Below are 18,721 nucleotides of genomic sequence, written 5' to 3' on the forward strand. Positions count from 1 at the left end.
CCCCTGCCGTATCTGGAGGCGATGATGAAGGACCGCGGGTACAAGATGGTCTCGATCGGCAGCACGGTCCTGATGCCGATGGGCGCGTACTCGAAAACGCTCAAGAGCGTGGACGAGCTGAAGGACGGGATGACGGTCGCGATCCCCAACGATCCCAGCAACGGGGGGCGCGCGCTGCTCCTGCTGCAGGACCGTGGGCTGCTCAAGGTCAATCCCGACGCCAAACTCCTGCCGACGGTGCTGGACGTCACGGAGAACCCGCACGGCCTGAAGTTCGTCGAGCTGGAGGCCTCCCAGATGGTGCGGGCCATCCAGGACTCCGACCTCTCGGTCATCACCACGAACTACGCCGTGGAGTCGGGGCTGATCCCCGCGAAGGACGCGCTCTTCATCGAGAGCAGCAAGTCCCCCTACGTCAACGTCATCGTGGTGCGGGAGGGCGAGGAGGGCCGGCCGGAGTTCAAGACCCTGGTCGAGTGCTACAACAGCGATGCGGTGAAGGCGTTCGTGGACGAGAAGTACAAGGGGGCCATCGTCTGCGCCTGGTAGGGCTCGGGAAGCCCCGGAGAAGGGCTCGAGGAGAAAAAACGAGAGAGGTTTCATGGGAGGAGCCGCCCCGGGGCGGCTCCTCCCATCTCCTGCGGCGGCGTTTTGTTATAATGGAGCCCGGTTTTTCGATTCGTGGGCATACAGGGGCGGACGCGGCGACCCCCTTTCGGCGGAGGTCGAACGGCGGGGTGCGCGGGCGTCCCCTCGAGGAGAGGAATGGGAGGACATCATGGCCGGTGCGGGAAAGACGTTTAAGCTGAGGGCGGAGGAGCGCGACGCCTACTCCTTCGAGTACACGGTGGGGCGGCACAGGCTGCTGATGAGCCGGACGATGAAGTCCGATTCCGTGCCCGTGGTCGGGTTCTGCCCCGTGGACCTGCTTCTGTCGGGGATCGCGGGATGCCTGGGGATGACCATCCGGGCGACGATGGAGGAGAAGGGGCTGGCCTACGAGGGGCTGCGGATCGAGATCGAAGGGGTGCGTTCCCCGGACACCGGCCGCTCCGCCCTCGATATCGTAAGGACGAAGGTCTTCATGAGGACCGACGCGTCCCTGGAGCAGGTGCGGGCCGTCGTGGAGGAGAGCGAGGCCGATTGCACGGTACGCAGCACGATCGACCATACTCCCGTCTTCGAGACGGAGGTCGTGCTGGAGAACTGACGGCCTTCAGCGTCCGCGGTGTTTCCCCTCCGAGGGTGAACTCGCGGGGCCCGGCCGTTTGAAACGGAGGTTTTTGAGATGTTGAAGAACAAGCGTTATGGGATGTTCCTTCTGGCGGTGCTGTTGTCGGTCTGTTGCGCCGTCCTTCCGGCGGCGGCGGAGCCGGTGTCCTACGACATCGCCGGCCGCTGGCTGATCCAGGGCGAGGGGTACGGGGAAAAGAAGGTGCGCGTTCAGCTGGCCCTCGAGGGCACCCTGGACATCCACACGGCGATCCACGAGGGGAAGCGCTGCATCACGGGCTACGACCTGTGGCTTCGTCTCGACGCCTCCCGGATGAACATCAAGGCGTGGACGGAGCGCTACAGCGAGACCCTGCGCGTTCCCGTTCCCCTTCCGGAACTGCGGCCGACGCTGAGCAATCCGTTCTACCTGCCGCCGGTGAAGACGAAGGAGGGGTTGACCTACAAGGTGATGCTCACCTCCGTCACGTCCGGGAAGGTGGACATCTACGGAACGATCGACCTGGACGTCATCGGCAGGACGGAGATCCAGTCGACCAGTGCGATATGGAAGGAGGGGACGGAGAGGCCCGGGATCGAAGACGTGCAGAGCGGGTGCGGCATCGGCCCGGGGCTGGGGGCGATGTTCCTGCTGGTCCCGCTGCTTCTGCCCCTCGCGCGGAGGCGTCGTTCCTGACCGTCCGTCCTCATCGGGAAAACGCTGTTTCAATTTCTGTCTTGCGAAAGCCGTCCCCCTCGTGGGACGGCTTTTTTGCCTCTTTTCGTGTACAATGAAGAGGATAGACGGGCGGGTCCCACGGAGTTTGCGGGGCGGGACCGCGCCGCACGGCGTCGGCCTCCGGGGGCCGCCGGGATTTCGCTCGGGAGGGACCAGCTTGGCTGAGACTGCGGGGCTCGAGAAGTCCATGCTGAAAAAGATTCTGCACTACTCGGACGTCGGCGTGGCACTTCTGATGGTCCTCGTCGTCGTCATGATGGTGATTCCCCTCCCCACGGGCCTGATCGACGTCCTGCTCGCCGCCAACATCACCCTGGGGGTCGTCGTCCTTCTGGTGACCTTCTACGTCAAGCGGGCGCTCGACCTGTCGGTGTTCCCGACCCTGCTCCTGATCGTGACGCTGTTCCGCATCGCCCTGAACGTCTCGACGACCCGCCTCATCCTCTTGAACGGCTACGCCGGCGAGATCATCATGGCGTTCGGCAACTTCGTCGTCGGCGGCAACTACATCGTCGGAGTCGTGATTTTCCTGATCCTGGTCATCATCCAGCTTCTGGTCATTACGAAGGGTGCGGAGCGCGTCGCGGAGGTGGCGGCGCGCTTCACCCTGGACGCCATGCCGGGCAAGCAGATGGCGATCGATGCCGACCTGAACTCCGGGCTCATCGACGACCAGGAGGCCCGGGCCCGGCGCAGGGACATCCAGAGGGAGGCCGACTTCTACGGGGCGATGGACGGAGCCTCGAAGTTCGTCAAGGGGGACGCCGTCGCCGGCCTCATCATCACGATGATCAACATCGTGGGCGGCCTCTCGATCGGCGTCTTCCAGAGGGGGATGCCCGCTGGGAAGGCCGCCGCGCTCTACAGCCTGATGACCGTCGGCGACGGCCTGGTCTCCCAGATCCCGGCCCTGCTCTTCTCCACGGCCACGGGCGTCATCGTGACGCGCGCGGCCGCGGCCTCCGACCTGGGGCAGGATATCGTGGTCGCCTTCACGAGGTACCCCCGCCCCCTCTACATCGGGTCCGGCCTCCTCCTTGCCCTGGGAATGATCCCGGGGCTGCCGACGGTCCCGTTCGTCATCCTGGCCGCCCTGATGGGGGGCATGGGCTACATGGTGGCGCGGGAGGGGACGGCGCAGGAGATCGAGGGCGGAGCGCCGCAGGCCGGTGGGACGCCGGTGCCCGGGGGCGGTGCGCCCGGAGCGCCGCAGGCGGAGGGCGAGAGCCGCCCCGCGCCGGCCTCGCCGGAGGACGCCATGCGCCTTCTGACCGTCGACCCCATGGAGGCCGAGATCGGGTACGCGATCATCCCGCTGGTGGACCCGGCCCAGGGCGGCGACATGCTGGAGCGCATCGGGACCATACGGAAGCAGATGGCCGTGGAGCTGGGCGTCGTCGTCCCCCCCATCCGCATCCGCGACAACATCCAGATCAAGCCGACGGAGTACGTCCTCAGGGTCAAGGGGGCCGAGGCCGGGCGGGGCGAGCTGCTGCCGGACCACTACCTGGCGATGAACACGGGCGGGGTGGAGGAGGACCTGATCGGGATCCCGACGAAGGAGCCCGCCTTCGGGCTGCCGGCGCTCTGGATATCCCCGGACCTCAGGGACAAGGCCGAGGCCATGGGCTATACGGTCGTGGACGCGCCGTCCGTGCTGGCGACCCATCTGTCGGAGGTCATCAGGCGGAATGGGGCGGACCTCCTGACCCGCCAGGAGGTCCAGAAGCTCACGGATATGGTCAAGGAGACCGCCCCGGCCGTCGTGGAGGAGCTCCTGGCCTCCCTGTCGCTCGGCGAGATCCAGAAGGTGCTGCAGAACCTCATCCGGGAGCAGATCCCGATCCGCGACCTCGTGACGATCTTCGAGGCCCTGGCGGATTACGGCAAGCTGTCCCGGAGCGTGGACTTCCTGACGGAGCGGGCGCGCGAGTCCCTGTCCCGACTGATCTCCCTCAAGATTCAGGGGGAGGACGGCGTGATCACGGCGGCGACCCTCTCGCCGAACTGGGAGCAGAAGATCATGGCGAGCATGGATGGAGACCTGGCCCGGGGCTGGCAGCTGAACATGGACCCGCGCGAGGTGCAGAAGATGATCGCCGCGATCTCGCGGGCCGTGGACGACATGCTGGCGAAGGGCCATACCCCCGTGCTGCTGGTGCACCCCAACGTGAGGCTGATCGTCCGGCGTCTGATCGAGGGCTCCGTGGCGAACGTTTTTGTGGTATCGTACAACGAGATCGCTCACGGAATACAAATCAAAACGGTGGGAATGGTGGAATAGATGAGGGTTGTCAATCAGATATCCTTCGAGGCCAGGGACGACGCGGATGCTCTGAGGCTGGCGGCCGAGCGGCTGGGCAAGGATGCGGTGATCCTCTCCACGCGGGCGGTGCGCGTCGGTGGGATCCTGGGCTTTTTCCAGCGTTCGGTCCTGATGGTGACGGCCGGCATCCTGGAGGAGGAGCCCAAAAAAGAGCCCCGCGCCAGGGAGTCCCGGGACGACGAGCTCACGCGCCGGGAAAGCCTCATCGCCTTCCAGAAGCTCATGGAGTTCAAGGAGCGCTCCTCCGGGACCCCGTCCCCCTCTCCCTCCCAGGCCGGGTCCGCCAGGGCGGCCTATGCCGCGGCCGGGGGAGGGGTCGCTTCCTCTGCGGACGGGGACAGCGTTCAGCTTTCCTCCGAGGGGCTGAGCAGCGCTCGGCTCGTCAGGCCGGAGGGGGCGCTTCCCGTCTCCGAGGCCCGGATGCTGAAGGATGAGGTCGGCGCGTTGTCGCAGCGCCTGGACTCTCTGATGGAGCGCCTTGGGATCCCCAAAGCACAGGGCCCCGAGCCCCAGCCCGCGAGGGCCGATACGGCCTTTCATGCGGGGCTGCCGGTGCCCGGCCTGGCGGGAAGTCCGGGCACCGGGGACGGGCAGGACGTCGGGAAACGGCTGAGGGCCGCCGAGGTCGACGAGGGCATCATAAAGAAGCTGCTGGCGGATTACGGGTCCTCGGACCGGTCCCTTCCCTTCGTCGAATGGCTGGCGTCGAGGATCCCGTGCTCGGGGGACGGGGAGGGGGACGCTGCGGGGGGCCGCAAGGTGATGTTCCTGGGGCCCACGGGCGTCGGAAAGACGACGACGATCGCCAAGCTGGCCGCGGTTCAGGCGCTTCTGGAGCATCGGAACGTCCTGCTCCTCACCAGCGATACCTACCGCATCGCCGCGGTCGACCAGCTGCGCACCTATGCTAAGATACTGGGGGTGCCCCTGGAGGTCGTCTTTGGCGCGGACAGCTTTCCCTCGGTGCTGGACGGGCACCCGGAGGCGGACCTCGTCCTGCTGGATACGGCGGGACGGGCTCAGAGAGACCGCAGGAGCCTGGAGGCCTTCAAGACGCTCTACGATGCCTTCGCGCCCGACGCGGTGCACCTCGTCCTTGCGGCCAACATGAAGTACGGGGACATGATGGACGTCGTGGAGCATATCCCGGATATCCCGGTCTCCCATCTGATCTTCACCAAGCTGGACGAGACGGTCAGCTGCGGGGCCGTGTTCAGCGTGCAGCAGACACTGGGGCGCCCCGTCTCCTTCCTCACGGCCGGGCAGAACGTCCCGAACGATATCGAGACGGCGTCGGGCAAGCGGATCGCGGACCTTTTGATGTCGTCGGACCGCGAGCGGCGGATGGCATGAACCCTGCCCCGTCGGATCAGGCCGGAGACCTTCGGCGCCTGGTCGAGGCCCGGCGTCAGGAGGTTCGTCGGCACTGCGGGAACGGGCCCAGGACGGTCGCGGTCCTCAGCGGCAAGGGGGGCGTGGGCAAGAGCAATCTGGCGCTCGCCCTGACCTGCGCCCTGGCCGACAGCGGAAACAGGGTCGTCCTGCTGGACGCGGACCTGGGGATGGCGAACATCGACCTTCTCTGTGGAATCGGCGGCCGGTTCAACCTGTCCCATGTCGTCGACGGCAGCAGGCGTCTCGACGAGGTCGTCGTGTCCCTGGAGGAGAATGTGGAGATCCTGCCGGGGGGATCCGGGCTGAAGGACCTGGCGGACCTGGACGATACGGAGCTCTCCGGGGTCATCGACTCCCTGGGGCTGTTGGAGGACAGGGCCGACATCGTGATTCTGGACACGGGGGCGGGGATCCATAAAGGAGTCCTGGCCTTCGCCCTGGCGGCGGATACGACGATTCTGGTCACGACGCCCGAGCCCACGTCGGTCCGGGACGCCTATGGCGTCCTCAAGTCCCTGGAGGGGGCCTCCCCCGAGGGGAAGGAGCTCCTGCTCGTCGTCAACATGGCGGGCAGCGGCGGCGAGGCGCGGGAGGTGGCCGGGCGCATCCTGACGGCGTCCCATCAGTTTCTGGGGCGCTCGCCGGTCTATCTGGGGCACGTGCTGAGGGACGATGCCGTGGGTCGGGCGGTGCGCCTCAGAAGGCCGTTTTACCGGCTTTTTCCGTCGGCCCCCGCGGGGCTCTGCGTTCGCAGGCTTGCGGACGACCTTTTGGCGCGCTGGGGGGTCCGCAGGGGGTTCTCGTATCCGCCCAGGGGATTGAAGGCCTTCTTCCTGCGCCTGTCCCGAGGCTTTTTTATGGAGAAATGATCATGTCGGCAGACCAGATAAAGATGCAGGACCTTCTTCAGGAATTGATCGGCTCCAGGATGGAGCTGGGCATCGCGGACGGCCTTTACAAGGGAAACTACGCCTCCCGTCTCGAGGATCTGTCCTCGTCGGGGGACGGACTTCCCCTGCTCGGCGTCGCGCACCCCATGTTCAAGGGGGCGCTTCTGCCGATGTCCCGGAACCTGGAGCTCACGCTGCGGATCGAGGCGAGCGGCTACTTCTATCAGGGCGAGGGGCAGATCGTCCGTCACGTCATCAACGCCCGGATTCCCCTTCTGTGGCTGGCCCTGAAGGGCCCGCTCGAGAGGACTCAGAGGCGCATGTTCGTCAGGGTGTCCTGCATGATCAGGGCTCAGGCCTTCTTGTTGGAGGTCGATCCGGGGGGGGAGAGCGCGGAGGAGAAGGATGGGGCGCCGAGGCCCCCTCTGCCGGAGCGCCGCTGGTTCCCCATCATGCTGCAGGACATCAGCCTCGGGGGCGTCGGGGTTGCGGTTCGGAGGACGGAGGCCCCGTACCTCAGGGAGCGGGGACGTTACCTTCTGCAGGCGGCCATAGCGGACTCCGAGTTCTTTCTGGTCTGCCGCCTGATCGATGTGTTCAGCGTCGATGAGGATGGGGACGCCGAGGCGGGGATGGCCTACGAGGGGCTTCCCGCCTTCACGGAGAAGCTGATGGGCGCTTTTATCCGTCAGCAGGAACTGAGCTCCAGGGGCGTGTGACGGGCCATGGCAGAGATGAAGAAGATCAGGGTGCTGATCGTCGACGATTCCGCCCTGATGCGGAAAATGCTGGGGGATATCCTGTCCTCCGACCCCCGCATCGAGGTCGTCGGCACGGCCCGGGACGGACAGGACGGGCTGGAGAAGATCGCGGCCCTGTCCCCCGACGTCGTCACGATGGACGTGGAGATGCCCCGAAAGGACGGGCTCACCGCCCTCGAGGAGATCATGAGGGTCCGTCCCATGCCGGTCGTCATGGTCAGCAGCCTGACGCAGAGGGGGGCCGAGGTGACGATGAAGGCCCTGTCGCTGGGCTGCGTCGACTTCGTGGGCAAGCCCTCGGGCGCCACGTCCCTGAACATCCGGGTCGTCGGGGCCGAGCTGATCTCCAAGGTGATCACGGCCAGTATGGCGCGCGTCCGGTCCCTCCGCGGGGAGCGTGCGGCGGAACCGCGTCCGGAACCTGTTCCCGCGCGCCGCCCCTCGGCGTCTTCGGGCCCGAGGGGGCGGTATGAGATCGTGGCGGTCGCCGCCTCCACGGGAGGGCCCGTGGCCCTGCACCAGCTCCTGTCCGGGCTCCCGGCCGGCTTCCCGCTCCCCATCGTGGTGACGCAGCATATGCCCAAGGGCTTCACGGAGCTGTTCGCCAAACGCCTGGACGCCGCGTGCGGGCTGACGGTCGTCGAGGGGGCCGACAGGCTGGAGCTTCGGCCGGGGCTCGTCGCGATCGCCCCGGGCGGAAGCCACCTGCTGGTCCGGCGCAGGGGGGGCGGGACGTTCTGCGAGCTCTCGGACGCCCCTCCGGTGTTGTCTGTCAAGCCCTCTGCGAATATAATGTTTTCGAGCGTCCTGGACGAGTTTGGCGGAAACGTCCTGGGCGTCATCCTGACGGGGATGGGGCGGGACGGCGCGGATGGGGCCCTGGCCCTGCACGAGAGGGGAGCCTATATCATTGCGGAGTCCCGGGAGACCTGCGTGGTCTACGGCATGCCGAGGGCCGCAGTGGAGCTGGGGGCGGTGGACGAGCTGCTGCCCCTGCCGGAGATCCCCGGCGCTTTGGTCAGGAATGTCGGCGGATAAGGGGAAGCGCTGATTTCTTCGGCGCTTCCGAGGGCCTGTCGACGCCGGCGGAGGATTCTTTGAAAATACATTATCCGGGATCGGAAATCACGAGTTTGGGGATGGTAAGTCATGACTGATATGGACATGAGCCAATACCTGGGGGCCTTTCTCGACGAGGCGGACGACAATCTTCAGAGGCTGGACGACCTGCTTCTGGCGCTGGAGAAGGACACGGTCAACATGGACGTGATCAACGAGATCTTCAGGGCCGCCCACACGCTGAAGGGTATGTCGGCGACAATGGGGTTCGAGAAGATGGCGGGGCTGACCCACGCGATGGAGGATCGCCTGGACGAGGCGCGTAAGGGAGTCCGCCACCTTGGCGATTCGGATATGAACCTGTTGTTTACCGCCCTAGACTCGATACAGGGCATGGTGGACTCGATCCGCGGCGGCGGGAGCGACGCCCACCTCGATGTGTCCGGCCTGGTCGCGGCCCTGCGCAACCAAGGGCCCGCACCGGCAGCGCCGGCCCCCGCAGTCCCTGCGGCTCCGGCGACCGCGGCTCCCGCCCCGGAGGCGAAGCCGGTCGACGGACTCTCCCAGCAGGAATCGGAGTGGGTGGCCGAGGCGGAGGGCCTGGGGATGAACGTGTACAAGCTCCGCGTCACCCTGAGCGAGACCTGCCTGCTCAAGGCGGCGCGCTCCTATATGGTGGTCAACCGCCTCGAGGAGATGGGGGACATCATCAAGACCGAGCCGCCGGTCGAGGCTCTGGAGAACGAGGAGTTCGACATGGAGTTCTCGGTCTATGTCGGTTCCTCCCTGCCCCCGGAGGATATCCGCCAGGCGGCGCTCAAGATCAGCGACGTCGCATCCGTGGAGTTGAGCGAGATGAAGGCCGCCCCCGCTCAGCCTGCGGCGCCTGCCGCGTCGGCCCCGGCTGCCCCCGCCCCCGCCGCTTCGGCCGAAGGCGCGGCCCCCGCAAAGGCTGAGCCCGAGAAGCCCGCGGCGCCTGCCGCGCCGGCGGCTGCGGCGAAACCTGCCGCTCCCGCTGCAGCCAAGGCGGACGGCGTCAAGAAGGCGAGCCAGACGGTGCGCGTGGATATCGGACGCCTGGACAAGCTCATGAACCTGGTCGGCGAGCTGGTGATCGGGCGCGCCCGGATCGAGCGCCTGGTCCAGGAGGCCCGCCTTCGAGAGTTCGACGAGCCCCTTTCTCAGCTGGGGCGCATCTCGGGCGACATCCAGGAGCTGGTGACCAAGCTGCGCATGGTCCCGGTCTCCTTCACCTTCGACCGCTTCCCGCGTCTGATCCGCGACCTGTCGAAGACGCTCGGCAAGGACATCGAGCTGGTCTTGGAGGGGCAGGATACGGAGCTGGACCGCACCGTGATCGACGAGATCGGCGACCCCATGGTGCACCTGATCCGCAACTCCCTGGACCACGGCATCGAGCGGCGCGAGGACCGGCGCGCCGTCGGCAAGCCCGAGAAGGGAATCCTGAAGATCTCGGCCTATCAGGAGGGCAGCGGCGTCATTATCGAGGTGTCTGACGACGGTGCGGGCATCAACGCCGAGAAGGTCAAACAGAAGGCGGTGGAGCGGGGGTTCATCACGGAGGAGGAAGCCGCCGCGATGACCGACGAGGAGGCTGTGCAGCTGGTCCTGATCCCGGGGTTCAGCATGGCGAAGGCCGTGACCGACATCTCGGGGCGCGGGGTTGGGATGGACGCCGTAAAGTCGAAGGTCGAGGCCCTGGGAGGGCAGCTGGACCTCGTCTCCAAGCTGGGTCAGGGGACGCGGGTCTACGTCCGCCTGCCCCTGACGCTCGCCATCGTGCTCTCGCTGCTCATCAAGGTGGGGAACGAGACCTACGCCATCTCGCTGGAGAACGTGGAGGAGACCATCCTCGTCAAGAAGGAGAACATCAAGACGGTGCACGGGGCCCCCGCCACGCTTCTGAGGGGCGAGGTCCTGTCGCTCAGCGACCTGGGGAAAGTCCTGGAGACCGAGATGGACGACACGGAGCGCGACGAGTATCCCGTCGTCGTGGTCAAGATCGGCAAGAGCAAGATCGGCTTTATCGTGAACGAGCTGATCGGTCAGCAGGAGATCGTCATCAAGTCCTTGGGGCGGTTCCTCTCCAAGATCAAGGGGATCACGGGCGGGACGATCCTCGGCGACGGCAACGTGGCGCTGATTCTGGACGTGGCGTCCTTTTACTCGACCAAGGGGTAGGTAGCGCATGCTTGATCTGAGCTCATTCAATTATCTGCAGCTGGATGCCATTCGGGAGGTCGGCAACATCGGGACGGGCAACGCGGCGACCGCGCTGTCCAAGCTCCTGGGACGCATGATCGACATGGACGTCCCGAAGGCGGAGCTCGTATCGATCTACGAGCTGGCCGAGCATTACGGGGACCCGACGGAGCTCATCGCCGCCGTCTTCGTCCGTTCCCTCGGGGATTTTGGGTGCAGCCTGATCTTCATCCAGAAGGAAGAGGACGCCAGGATGATGGTGGACCTGCTGCTGAGGCAGCAGTTCGGGGACGCCGTCCCGCCGGACCTTCCGCAGGAGATCAGCGACAGCGCCCTGACGGAGGTCGGCAACATCATCCTGAGCTCCTTCCTCAACGCGATCAACCTCCTCATCGGGACGGAACACCAGATCTCCGTCCCGGGCGTCGCGCACGACATGCTGTCCTCGATTCTCGACGTCGTGGCCTCGATCTTCGGGCAGATGGGCGAGATGGCCCTGGTGGTGAACACGGAGCTCCGCGTCGAGGGGGCGGACGGCGCCGCCGGGTCCGGAAACATCATCATGCTGCCGGACCCCGATGCCCTGGAGCTTCTGCTGAGAAAGCTGCAGGTGCTGTAGCTATGGCAACGAATTCCTTTCACGTGGGGATGGCCGACCTGGTGGTTGCCAGCGCGCCTGCAAAGCTGATCACCCTGGGATTGGGCTCCTGCATCGGGCTGGTGATCTTCGATACCACGGCGAAGATCGCGGGGATGGTGCATATCATGCTCCCCGACAGCCGGGGGGCCAAGTCGCTGGAGAAGGTGGGAAAGTTCGCGGATACGGCGGTGCCCGCCCTTCTGGACGAGATGATCAAGAAGGGGGCCTCCAAGTCCCGCATGAAGGCGAAGATCGCCGGCGGCGCCCAGATGTTCGCCCTGCCCGGCGCGCAGACGGATTTCCTTGCCGTCGGGGCCCGGAACGTCAAGGAGACGACGGACATGCTCTCCAGGATGGGCATTCCCCTGGTCGCCTCGGATACGGGGGGCAACAAGGGACGCACCGTGGAGTTCTCCACGGATACCTGGATCCTGACGATCAAGACCCTGGGAAAGGGAACATCCGAGATCTAAACCCCCTTCATGGGTAACGGCCGTTTTCATGGGCCCCTTATCGGATTCGTTCCGCCGGGGGTGTGACAGGAGGGAGATGCCTTGAGCGTGGATACCTCCGACGCCGCGCTGTGGGAGGAGTACGTCGGCTCGCCTACTGCCGCGTGCCGGGAACGGCTTGTCACGCGGTATCTCCCGCTGATCAAGTATGTGGTGGGAAGGATGACGGTCTCTCCGCCGCAGGGCCTGGACTATGAGGACCTCTGGAGCTTCGGGGTCTTCGGGCTGCTGGACGCGATCGATCGTTTCGATCCCGCCAAGGGCTTCTCCTTCCGGACCTTCGCGGTGCCCCGAATCCGAGGCGCCGTCCTGGACGAGCTCCGCAAGTGCGACTGGGTCTCCCGGACCGGACGGGAAAAGCTGCAGAGGCTGAACCGGGCGGTGGAAAAGGTCCTCAGGGACCGGGGCGCCCTGCGCGACGAATGGGTCATGCAGGAGATGGGGGTCGACGAGAGGACCTATTACGAGATCCTCGAGCTATCGAGCCGGAACTACATGGCCTCCCTCGACGAGGTCCTGTCCTTGGAGGATGGGGACGTCTCCCTGGAGGGCATTCTCTCCGACGGCAGGGACGGGGCCGCCGAGCTGCTGGAGCGGGAGGAGGAGCTGGAGCAGGTCGTCGATGCGCTGCGCCGGCTCCCCGAGCGGGAGGCTCAGGTCCTGTCGCTCTATTATTACGAGGGGCTCGCGCTGAAGGAGATAGGCCGCGTCCTTGGGGTCACGGAGTCGCGCGTCTCCCAGATCCACGGCCATGCGCTCTCCGCCCTGAGGGCGATCCTCGAGGCGGAGCGAACGAAACCCGGAGAAACGCTGATTTAAGCAAGCGCTGACTTGATGGGGCGGGAGATTGCCCTTTGTCTTATTTGGATGATCCCTCGCTCTCGGGCGCGGGGGGCTCGGGGCAGGTCAGGGGGGAGCGGCTTTGTACGAAGGTGTCCTGAAGCTGGAGGCGAACGATCAGGGGGTCTGGATCTCGGCCCTCAAGGAGGATATCTCCCAATCCGAGGCGCTGGCGTGTCTGAGGGAGAACGGGGTACGGAAGTACGACATGAAGCTCCTCGAGGAGTTTCTCAGGCTCAAGAGCCGGAGTCCGTTCCGGATCGCTCCCCGGGACCCTCTGCAGGAGAAGGACGCTCAGATCCTGATCCGCCTCGCGAGGGACAATATGTCCGTCACGGCGTCCCTCGAGGCCCCTTTTTTCACCAAGCCATGGCCTACCGAGCAGGACGTGAGGGATGCGCTGGCCCAGAAGGGGGTCGTCTTCGGCATCGACGACGAGGCGATTGCGGACCTGATCCGGAACAGGGTCCTGGACGACTCCCCCGTGGTCGCGAAAGGGGCTCCGCCGCGCGAGGGCAAAAACGCCAGGATCGAGCTCAGGGTCGACCCCGACAAACCCCCGGAGGTAGACGAGCACGAAAGGGTGGATCACTGGAAGCGGAGCACTCTCGTCAACGTCGTCGTGGGACAGGAGGTTGCGGTGAAGCATCCGGCCGTCCCGGGGGAGAACGGGACGACGGTGATCGGCTCCGTGGTGAAGGCGGCCGCCGTGAGGGACGCTGCGTTTCCTGCGGGCAGCGGCCTTGCCGTGGCCGAGGGGAATGAGCTCTCCCTGGTCGCGGTCGCGGACGGACAGTTGGTGTGGAGGGACCGCAAGCTGACCGTGATCCCCGAGCTGGAGATCAAGGGAGACGTCGACTTCGGCGTCGGCAGCGTCGACTTCACCGGGGCCGTCAGGATCAAGGGGGCGGTTCGGGAGGGGTTTCACGTCATCTCCGTGGGCGACATCGAGATCGGGGAGATGGTCGAGGGCGCCCATGTGGAGAGCCGCGGCAGCGTGACCGTCTACGGCGGGGTTCGCGGGATGTCCAAGGGGCTCGTCCGTGCCGGTGGCGATGTCGCGCTGGGTTTTGCGGACCAGGCGTCCATCTTCTGCGGAAACCTCTACGTCAAAAATGCCCTCCTTCACAGCCACGCTACCGTCCAGGGGTCCGTGATCGTATCCGGAGGGGGCAAGGCCCAGATCGCGGGCGGCCGGATCGAGGCCGGAACCGAGGTCTCCTGTCAGATCCTGGGGAGCGAGATGGGGACGCGCACCGAGGTCGTCGTCGGCATTCCGCCCGACCAGCTGGAGCGTCGACGGAACCTCCAGGCCGAGATCGCTCAGCACAAGGAAAACCTGACGAAGCTGGAGGCCAACCTCGTGTTTTTGAAGAAGCTCGAGGCAGCCGGCCAGCTCGACGATCCGAAGCGCGCGATGATGGTTTCGGCGACGAAGATGAAGTTTCAGCTGCAGGCCGCGCTGAGTCCGCTTCAGGATGAGCTCGTGCTTCTCGAGGAACGCCTCAACGCGGTCCGGAGCAGGGGCATCGTCCGGGCCCGGGAGGTCTGCTACCCTGGGGTCGTGATCTCCCTGAGGGGGATATCCTACGCGGTTCGGGAGGTGTGCAGGTTCAGCTCCTTCGTCGTGGAGAGCGGGACGGTGGTCCTGAAGCCCTTCGACTATCAGCCCTGATTTTTCCGCTCCTCGAGTCCTCGCCTCCAGGGAATCGAGAAGCCGAAGGAGACGGCGTGTCCCGTGAGTCCCTTGTGAAGGGGCGCACTCGGTAGGGAGGTGTTTTTGTGGTCCAGCCGATAAGCCTTTTGATGGCTCATTTCAACGTCGAACACAGCGCCCAGATATCCCGGGATGCCATTGCCGCGGCCCAGCAGACCGCCCAGGGGCAGGAAGTGGTGCAGGAGAGCGTGAGGCGCACCCAGAGGGTTCAGGCCAGCCTGGCCGCCGCCGAGGTGCGGAAGGTGCGGCGCAGGGATGAGGACGAGGATGGCGGGCGCCGGCGGGACCGGGAACAGGAGGGGAATGAAAGCTCCTTCCGGGCGTCGGCGCACCCCGGCAATGACGGGGAGGTAAAGGAGCCGAAGGGCGAGGGAACGCCTCAGAGGTCCTTCGATTTCTACGCCTGAGCCTTTCTGCGCGTCTCTGGGCGAGAAGCCGGTCCTGAGGGGCTGGAGCTTCGAGGGTACGGTTTGAGGTTACGGAAGGAGAAAACGGATGGCCTCGGCAAACAACAACCTGGGTTATGTCTCCGTCGAGGGCGCGGAGGGGCAGTTTCGCGGGGCCTCCCTCGTCGTGGACCAACGGGGCATACCGATGGATTTCCGCTACACGGACCCGATACGACCCTCGCGCCTGGAGCGCATCCTCTATGGCAGCGCCCTGGACGTCTACCTGCGTGAGGAGCTGATCCTGCAGAGCCTGCTGGGGGCGGTGGAGACGACCCCGTCGCTCTGGGTCTGCAGCGAGGGCGACCTCCTGGCGCCCCTGAAGGCGGCGGGCAAGGGCAGGGCCATCTTCCTGGCCCCCTCCGCCCACGCCCCGCTCGAGGCCGCCGGGGCCGTGGAGCCCACGGGCGAGGCGGAGGTTCTGTTGATCCAGGCGGATTCCGTCAGCGCTCCCCTTCGGGCCTCCTTCTCCCCCGGAACGCGGCCCGACGAGATCAAGCAGGTCGTCTCCCTGCTGGTGGAGGCGGCGAGGACGATGGAGCTCCTGGAGCCCTTCGGACGGATCGAGAAGGCGCTGCTCTCCCTGAAGGAGGAATAGGGCTCCTTGTCCCTGGCGGAGATCCGGGAATATCTCTCGCGCCATTTCCTGGGGAGGGTCCGGGTGAAGCGGTGCGATCCGCCTTTGCCTCCGCCGGAGTGCCATGCGCTGCGGCGCGCGGTGGAGACGCAGCCGATCCGAACGCGGATGAGGGTCCTGTCCGCGGAGCTCTTCTCCGTCGGCGGCATGAGCTGTTCCCATCGGGGTTTCCGTTTTTCCTCCCAGCTTGTGCGGGTGAGGGGAAGGCGCATTGCGCGCTACGTGCCTCGGGAGATCGCCGTCGGGAAGGTGAGTCTTTTGTCCGTGCGCGTTCTTCCCGGCTTGGAAAGGATGCTCAGGCTTCCTCAGGAGCGCGGCGACCGCCTGCAGTGGCAGCGCTCCCGCCCGAGGGCCGCAGGGGAGATGATCCTGGCCTGGTACGGTCCGATCGTGGAGGGGGCCGTCGTGAAGCTGGCCCTGAACAGGCAGCGGGGAACGCTCCTGATCTGGTATAATCCTCAAAGCAGGCACTTCAATCCCAGGGGGCTTTACCTGTACCGCCGTCTGGGGATGAACGAGAAGCCCGAGTGGCGCTGGGTGTAGTTGACGGTTCCTGCGACAGCTTTGACAATACTCTTGGGAGGTTCGTGTTTCGAATGATTGAGGAGAAGAAGGCTGAGACTTCTTCGGTTCGCGTTGGGGATCTGGCGGAGTGCACGGTGGAGCAGATCATGCCCTACGGTGCTTTTGTCCGGCTGTCGACGGGGCAGCGGGGGATGATCCACATCTCCGAGCTTTCGTTTAACTTCGTCAAGAAGGTTGAGGATGTCCTCACCCTCCAGCAGAACATCAAGGCCCGCGTGATCAAGATCGACGAGAAGGGGCGCATCGACCTCTCCCTGAAGAAGGTCGAGGAACGTCCTCTGATCCAGGCTCCCTCCTCCCGGGAGGACAAGGACGGATTCGAGAAGAAGATGGCCTCCTTCCTGAAGACCAGCGAGGCCAAGATTGCGGATCTCAACAGCAAGATGAACGCGTCGAAGGGCAGGAAGAAGCCCGGAGGGCGTTCCAAGGGCTAGTCGTGTGCCGCGGTTTTCCGGGGAGGCGGAGGCCTCCCTTTTTTATCAGCTCCTGAGCCCCGGTGAGCTCAGGGCCGTCGCAGGGCGGATGGAGGGGCGTCGGTTCGACCCCTCCCTGGTCCTGGGAACGGGGCCCCGGTGCCGCTTCGGCGGGGTGCGCGTCTTGGTCTGTGCACCTGTGGCGGGGCTGCGTCCGTTTCCCACGACCTTCTGGCTCGTCTGTCCCTGGCTGGTGCGGCGGGCCGGGACGGTCGAGTCCGCGGGGGGCGTTCGAGCCCTCGAGGATTGGCTGACAAAACGGGCCCCGGAGGCGTGGCGGCCGTACAACCGGGAGCACCAGCTTCTGCGGATAAAGCTGATGGCCCCGTTGGAGCGGAGGCTGCTGCGCCGCTTCCGTCCGGCGGTCTGGGAGCGTCTGAGGCTCGCCGGGGTCGGCGGCATCCGCTATGGGGAGGAGGTCCGCGTGAAGTGCCTCCACCTCCAGACGGCGTCGTGGCTCGCGCTTGCGCGGCATCCCGGGGGGCCATGGCTTGCCGGGGAGGGGCTGGACGGGGACTGCGGCGGGGCGATGGCCCATCTGTGCCGGCGGGGCTGACGGGGCCGGACGCGGGTAGGCGGGGAAGCATACGGAGGGAAGGCCGATGTGGAAGGGACGCTTCGAGGAGGACACCGCCCTGGTGGTGCAGCGGTTCAGTCAGTCGCTGGACCTGGACTGGCGGATGGCCGAACAGGATATCCGGGGCAGTATCGCCCACGTGAGGATGCTGGGGGCCGTGGGGCTTCTGGAGGCCGGCGAGGCCCTGAGGGTCGAGGAGGGGTTGAAACGCGTCCGGGACGAGATCCGCTCGGGCAGCTTCACGCCCTCCGAGCCGCTGGAGGACGTTCACATGAACGTGGAACACCGCCTGACGGAGATCGAGCCCTCGGGAGCGCGCCTGCATACGGGGCGCAGCCGCAACGATCAGACGGCCACGACCGTTCGGCTGTACCTCAGGGACAGGCTGACGGACCTCGAGGGGGCGCTGCTGGATTTCCTGGGCGTCCTCCTGGACTGCGCGGAGCGTCATCGGCTGGTGATCGTCTCGGGCTACACGCACCTCCAGCAGGCGCAGCCCATCTCGTTGGGGCATTACTGGATGGCCTGGTTCGAGGCCTTTCTCAGGGACTGCGGCCGCCTCGAGTTCGCCCTGGACGCGCTGAACGAGTGCCCGCTGGGGGCCGGGGCACTGGCGGGGTCGACGCTGCCCCTGGACCGGGAGATGACGTCGCGCCTGCTGGGCTTCGACCGCCCGACGCGCAACAGCCTGGATACGGTCGCCCAGCGCGACTACATGGCGGACTACCATCACTTCGCCTCGCTTTTCGCGGTGCACGTCTCGCGCCTTGCGGAGGACCTGACCCTCTGGAGCACGCAGGAGTTCGGCTGGCTGAAACTGCCGGACGCCTTCTGCACGGGGTCCAGCATGATGCCGCAGAAGAAGAACCCCGACGTCCTGGAGCTGGTTCGGGGCAGGACCGGGCAGGTTCTGGGGCACATGATGGATCTGCTCGTCACGCTGAAGGGCCTGCCCATGACCTACGACCGGGACCTTCAGGAGGACAAGCGCGGCCTCTGGGCCTCGGTGGAAACGGTGGAGGCGGTCTTGGCGGTCCTGACCCCGATGCTGGCGCGGACGGACGCGGACGCGGATGCGGCGCGGGCTGGCCTGGAGAAGGGGTTTGCCCTGGCGACGGACGTGGCGGAGTATCTGGTGCTGAGGGGCGTCCCCTTCCGCGACGCGCACTGGAAGGTCGGGCGGTTGGTGAAGCACTGCATCGAAAAGGGCAGCCGCCTCGAGGACCTGAGCCTCGAGGAATGGCGGGAGCAGATCCCGGAGGTCGGCCCGGACGTCCTGGAGCTGCTATCCCTGGAGGCCAGCGTGAGGCGTCGGAACACCTGCGGCGGTACGGGCTTCGAGCAGGTAGCGCTTCGGATCGCGGAGGGACAGGAGCGCCTGTCCGAGCGGCGGGACGGTCTGGAGAAGAGGCGGGAACGCCTGGAGGAAAGCCGGCTCTAGCCCTTGGGCATGAAGTTGAAATATGGTTCTTTGGGCCTATTGACTATGATGCTTTTTATCTATAGTCTTACGAGTAAAGAGTATTGTCCAGCAAGAATGCCTTTGGCCGGAGGGTTGCTCTTGGAGGGATTATGGTAAAAAGTTGGGGTGTTTTTATTCAGCTTGAGAAACATCAATTGTCTTTAGTTCTCAAGGAGCAAATCGGAGGGATCATATGAACGGCAGGACCGTTTTGTTTATCTTTGCAT

The 18,721-nt window shown here is 65.7% G+C and carries 19 protein-coding genes; all 19 read left to right on the forward strand.

Features of this window, described 5'->3' with window-relative positions; genetic code table 11:
• Positions 1–549 (forward strand): MetQ/NlpA family ABC transporter substrate-binding protein (locus Q0176_RS07630; RefSeq protein ID WP_299301041.1); only part of this gene is annotated, 549 nt, incomplete at its 5' end.
• 229 nt (positions 550–778) lie between these two features.
• Positions 779–1,210 carry an OsmC family protein gene (locus tag Q0176_RS07635; protein ID WP_299301044.1) on the forward strand — a complete coding sequence of 144 codons (432 nt, stop codon included), beginning with the start codon at positions 779–781 and terminating at the stop codon, positions 1,208–1,210.
• A gap of 78 nt (positions 1,211–1,288) precedes the next feature.
• The gene (locus Q0176_RS07640) at positions 1,289–1,909 is read left to right on the forward strand and encodes a hypothetical protein (protein WP_299301047.1); all 621 of its coding nucleotides are present in this window, start codon (positions 1,289–1,291) and stop codon (positions 1,907–1,909) included.
• A 199-nt stretch (positions 1,910–2,108) separates the two neighbouring features.
• Positions 2,109–4,235 (forward strand): flagellar biosynthesis protein FlhA, encoded by a 2,127-nt coding sequence (gene flhA, locus Q0176_RS07645; RefSeq protein WP_366797354.1) that lies wholly within the window; start codon positions 2,109–2,111, stop codon positions 4,233–4,235.
• Positions 4,236–5,630: a flagellar biosynthesis protein FlhF gene (gene flhF / locus Q0176_RS07650; RefSeq protein WP_299301050.1), complete on the forward strand. Its 1,395-nt coding sequence runs from the start codon at positions 4,236–4,238 to the stop codon at positions 5,628–5,630. It abuts the gene before it with no gap.
• On the forward strand, positions 5,627–6,541 hold the full coding sequence (locus tag Q0176_RS07655; RefSeq protein WP_299301053.1) for a MinD/ParA family protein: 915 nt from the start codon (positions 5,627–5,629) through the stop codon (positions 6,539–6,541). The genes flhF and Q0176_RS07655 overlap by 4 nt, the downstream gene beginning before the upstream one ends.
• Positions 6,542–6,543: 2 nt before the next feature.
• Positions 6,544–7,281 (forward strand): flagellar brake protein, encoded by a 738-nt coding sequence (locus Q0176_RS07660; protein WP_299301056.1) that lies wholly within the window; start codon positions 6,544–6,546, stop codon positions 7,279–7,281.
• A gap of 6 nt (positions 7,282–7,287) precedes the next feature.
• Positions 7,288–8,361, forward strand: a complete 1,074-nt coding sequence (locus tag Q0176_RS07665; protein WP_299301059.1) for a chemotaxis response regulator protein-glutamate methylesterase — start codon at positions 7,288–7,290, stop codon at positions 8,359–8,361.
• Between the two features lie 111 nt (positions 8,362–8,472).
• The gene (locus tag Q0176_RS07670) at positions 8,473–10,584 is read left to right on the forward strand and encodes a chemotaxis protein CheA (protein ID WP_299301063.1); all 2,112 of its coding nucleotides are present in this window, start codon (positions 8,473–8,475) and stop codon (positions 10,582–10,584) included.
• A 7-nt stretch (positions 10,585–10,591) separates the two neighbouring features.
• Positions 10,592–11,224, forward strand: a complete 633-nt coding sequence (locus Q0176_RS07675) for a chemotaxis protein CheC (protein ID WP_299301066.1) — start codon at positions 10,592–10,594, stop codon at positions 11,222–11,224.
• A 2-nt stretch (positions 11,225–11,226) separates the two neighbouring features.
• Complete coding sequence (locus Q0176_RS07680) at positions 11,227–11,718, forward strand: chemotaxis protein CheD (RefSeq protein ID WP_299301069.1); 492 nt, start codon at positions 11,227–11,229, stop codon at positions 11,716–11,718.
• 87 nt (positions 11,719–11,805) lie between these two features.
• Complete coding sequence (locus Q0176_RS07685; RefSeq protein ID WP_299301095.1) at positions 11,806–12,576, forward strand: FliA/WhiG family RNA polymerase sigma factor; 771 nt, start codon at positions 11,806–11,808, stop codon at positions 12,574–12,576.
• 103 nt (positions 12,577–12,679) lie between these two features.
• Positions 12,680–14,272, forward strand: a complete 1,593-nt coding sequence (locus Q0176_RS07690) for a DUF342 domain-containing protein (protein ID WP_299301072.1) — start codon at positions 12,680–12,682, stop codon at positions 14,270–14,272.
• Between the two features lie 107 nt (positions 14,273–14,379).
• Entirely contained in the window at positions 14,380–14,721 is a 342-nt protein-coding gene (locus tag Q0176_RS07695) for a hypothetical protein (RefSeq protein WP_299301075.1), read from the forward strand.
• An 88-nt stretch (positions 14,722–14,809) separates the two neighbouring features.
• Positions 14,810–15,358 carry a hypothetical protein gene (locus tag Q0176_RS07700; protein ID WP_299301077.1) on the forward strand — a complete coding sequence of 183 codons (549 nt, stop codon included), beginning with the start codon at positions 14,810–14,812 and terminating at the stop codon, positions 15,356–15,358.
• 6 nt (positions 15,359–15,364) lie between these two features.
• Complete coding sequence (locus Q0176_RS07705) at positions 15,365–15,940, forward strand: hypothetical protein (RefSeq protein ID WP_299301080.1); 576 nt, start codon at positions 15,365–15,367, stop codon at positions 15,938–15,940.
• Positions 15,941–15,993: 53 nt separating this feature from the next.
• The gene (locus Q0176_RS07710; RefSeq protein WP_299301083.1) at positions 15,994–16,416 is read left to right on the forward strand and encodes a S1 RNA-binding domain-containing protein; all 423 of its coding nucleotides are present in this window, start codon (positions 15,994–15,996) and stop codon (positions 16,414–16,416) included.
• A gap of 4 nt (positions 16,417–16,420) precedes the next feature.
• Positions 16,421–17,011, forward strand: coding sequence for a DUF501 domain-containing protein (locus Q0176_RS07715; protein ID WP_299301086.1), 591 nt, complete (start codon positions 16,421–16,423; stop codon positions 17,009–17,011).
• 46 nt (positions 17,012–17,057) lie between these two features.
• Complete coding sequence (gene argH, locus Q0176_RS07720; protein WP_299301089.1) at positions 17,058–18,473, forward strand: argininosuccinate lyase; 1,416 nt, start codon at positions 17,058–17,060, stop codon at positions 18,471–18,473.
• The last annotated feature ends 248 nt before the right edge of the window (positions 18,474–18,721 follow it).

The sequence above is a fragment of the uncultured Fretibacterium sp. genome, from assembly GCF_938040765.1.
Lineage (GTDB): Bacteria > Synergistota > Synergistia > Synergistales > Aminobacteriaceae > CAJPSE01.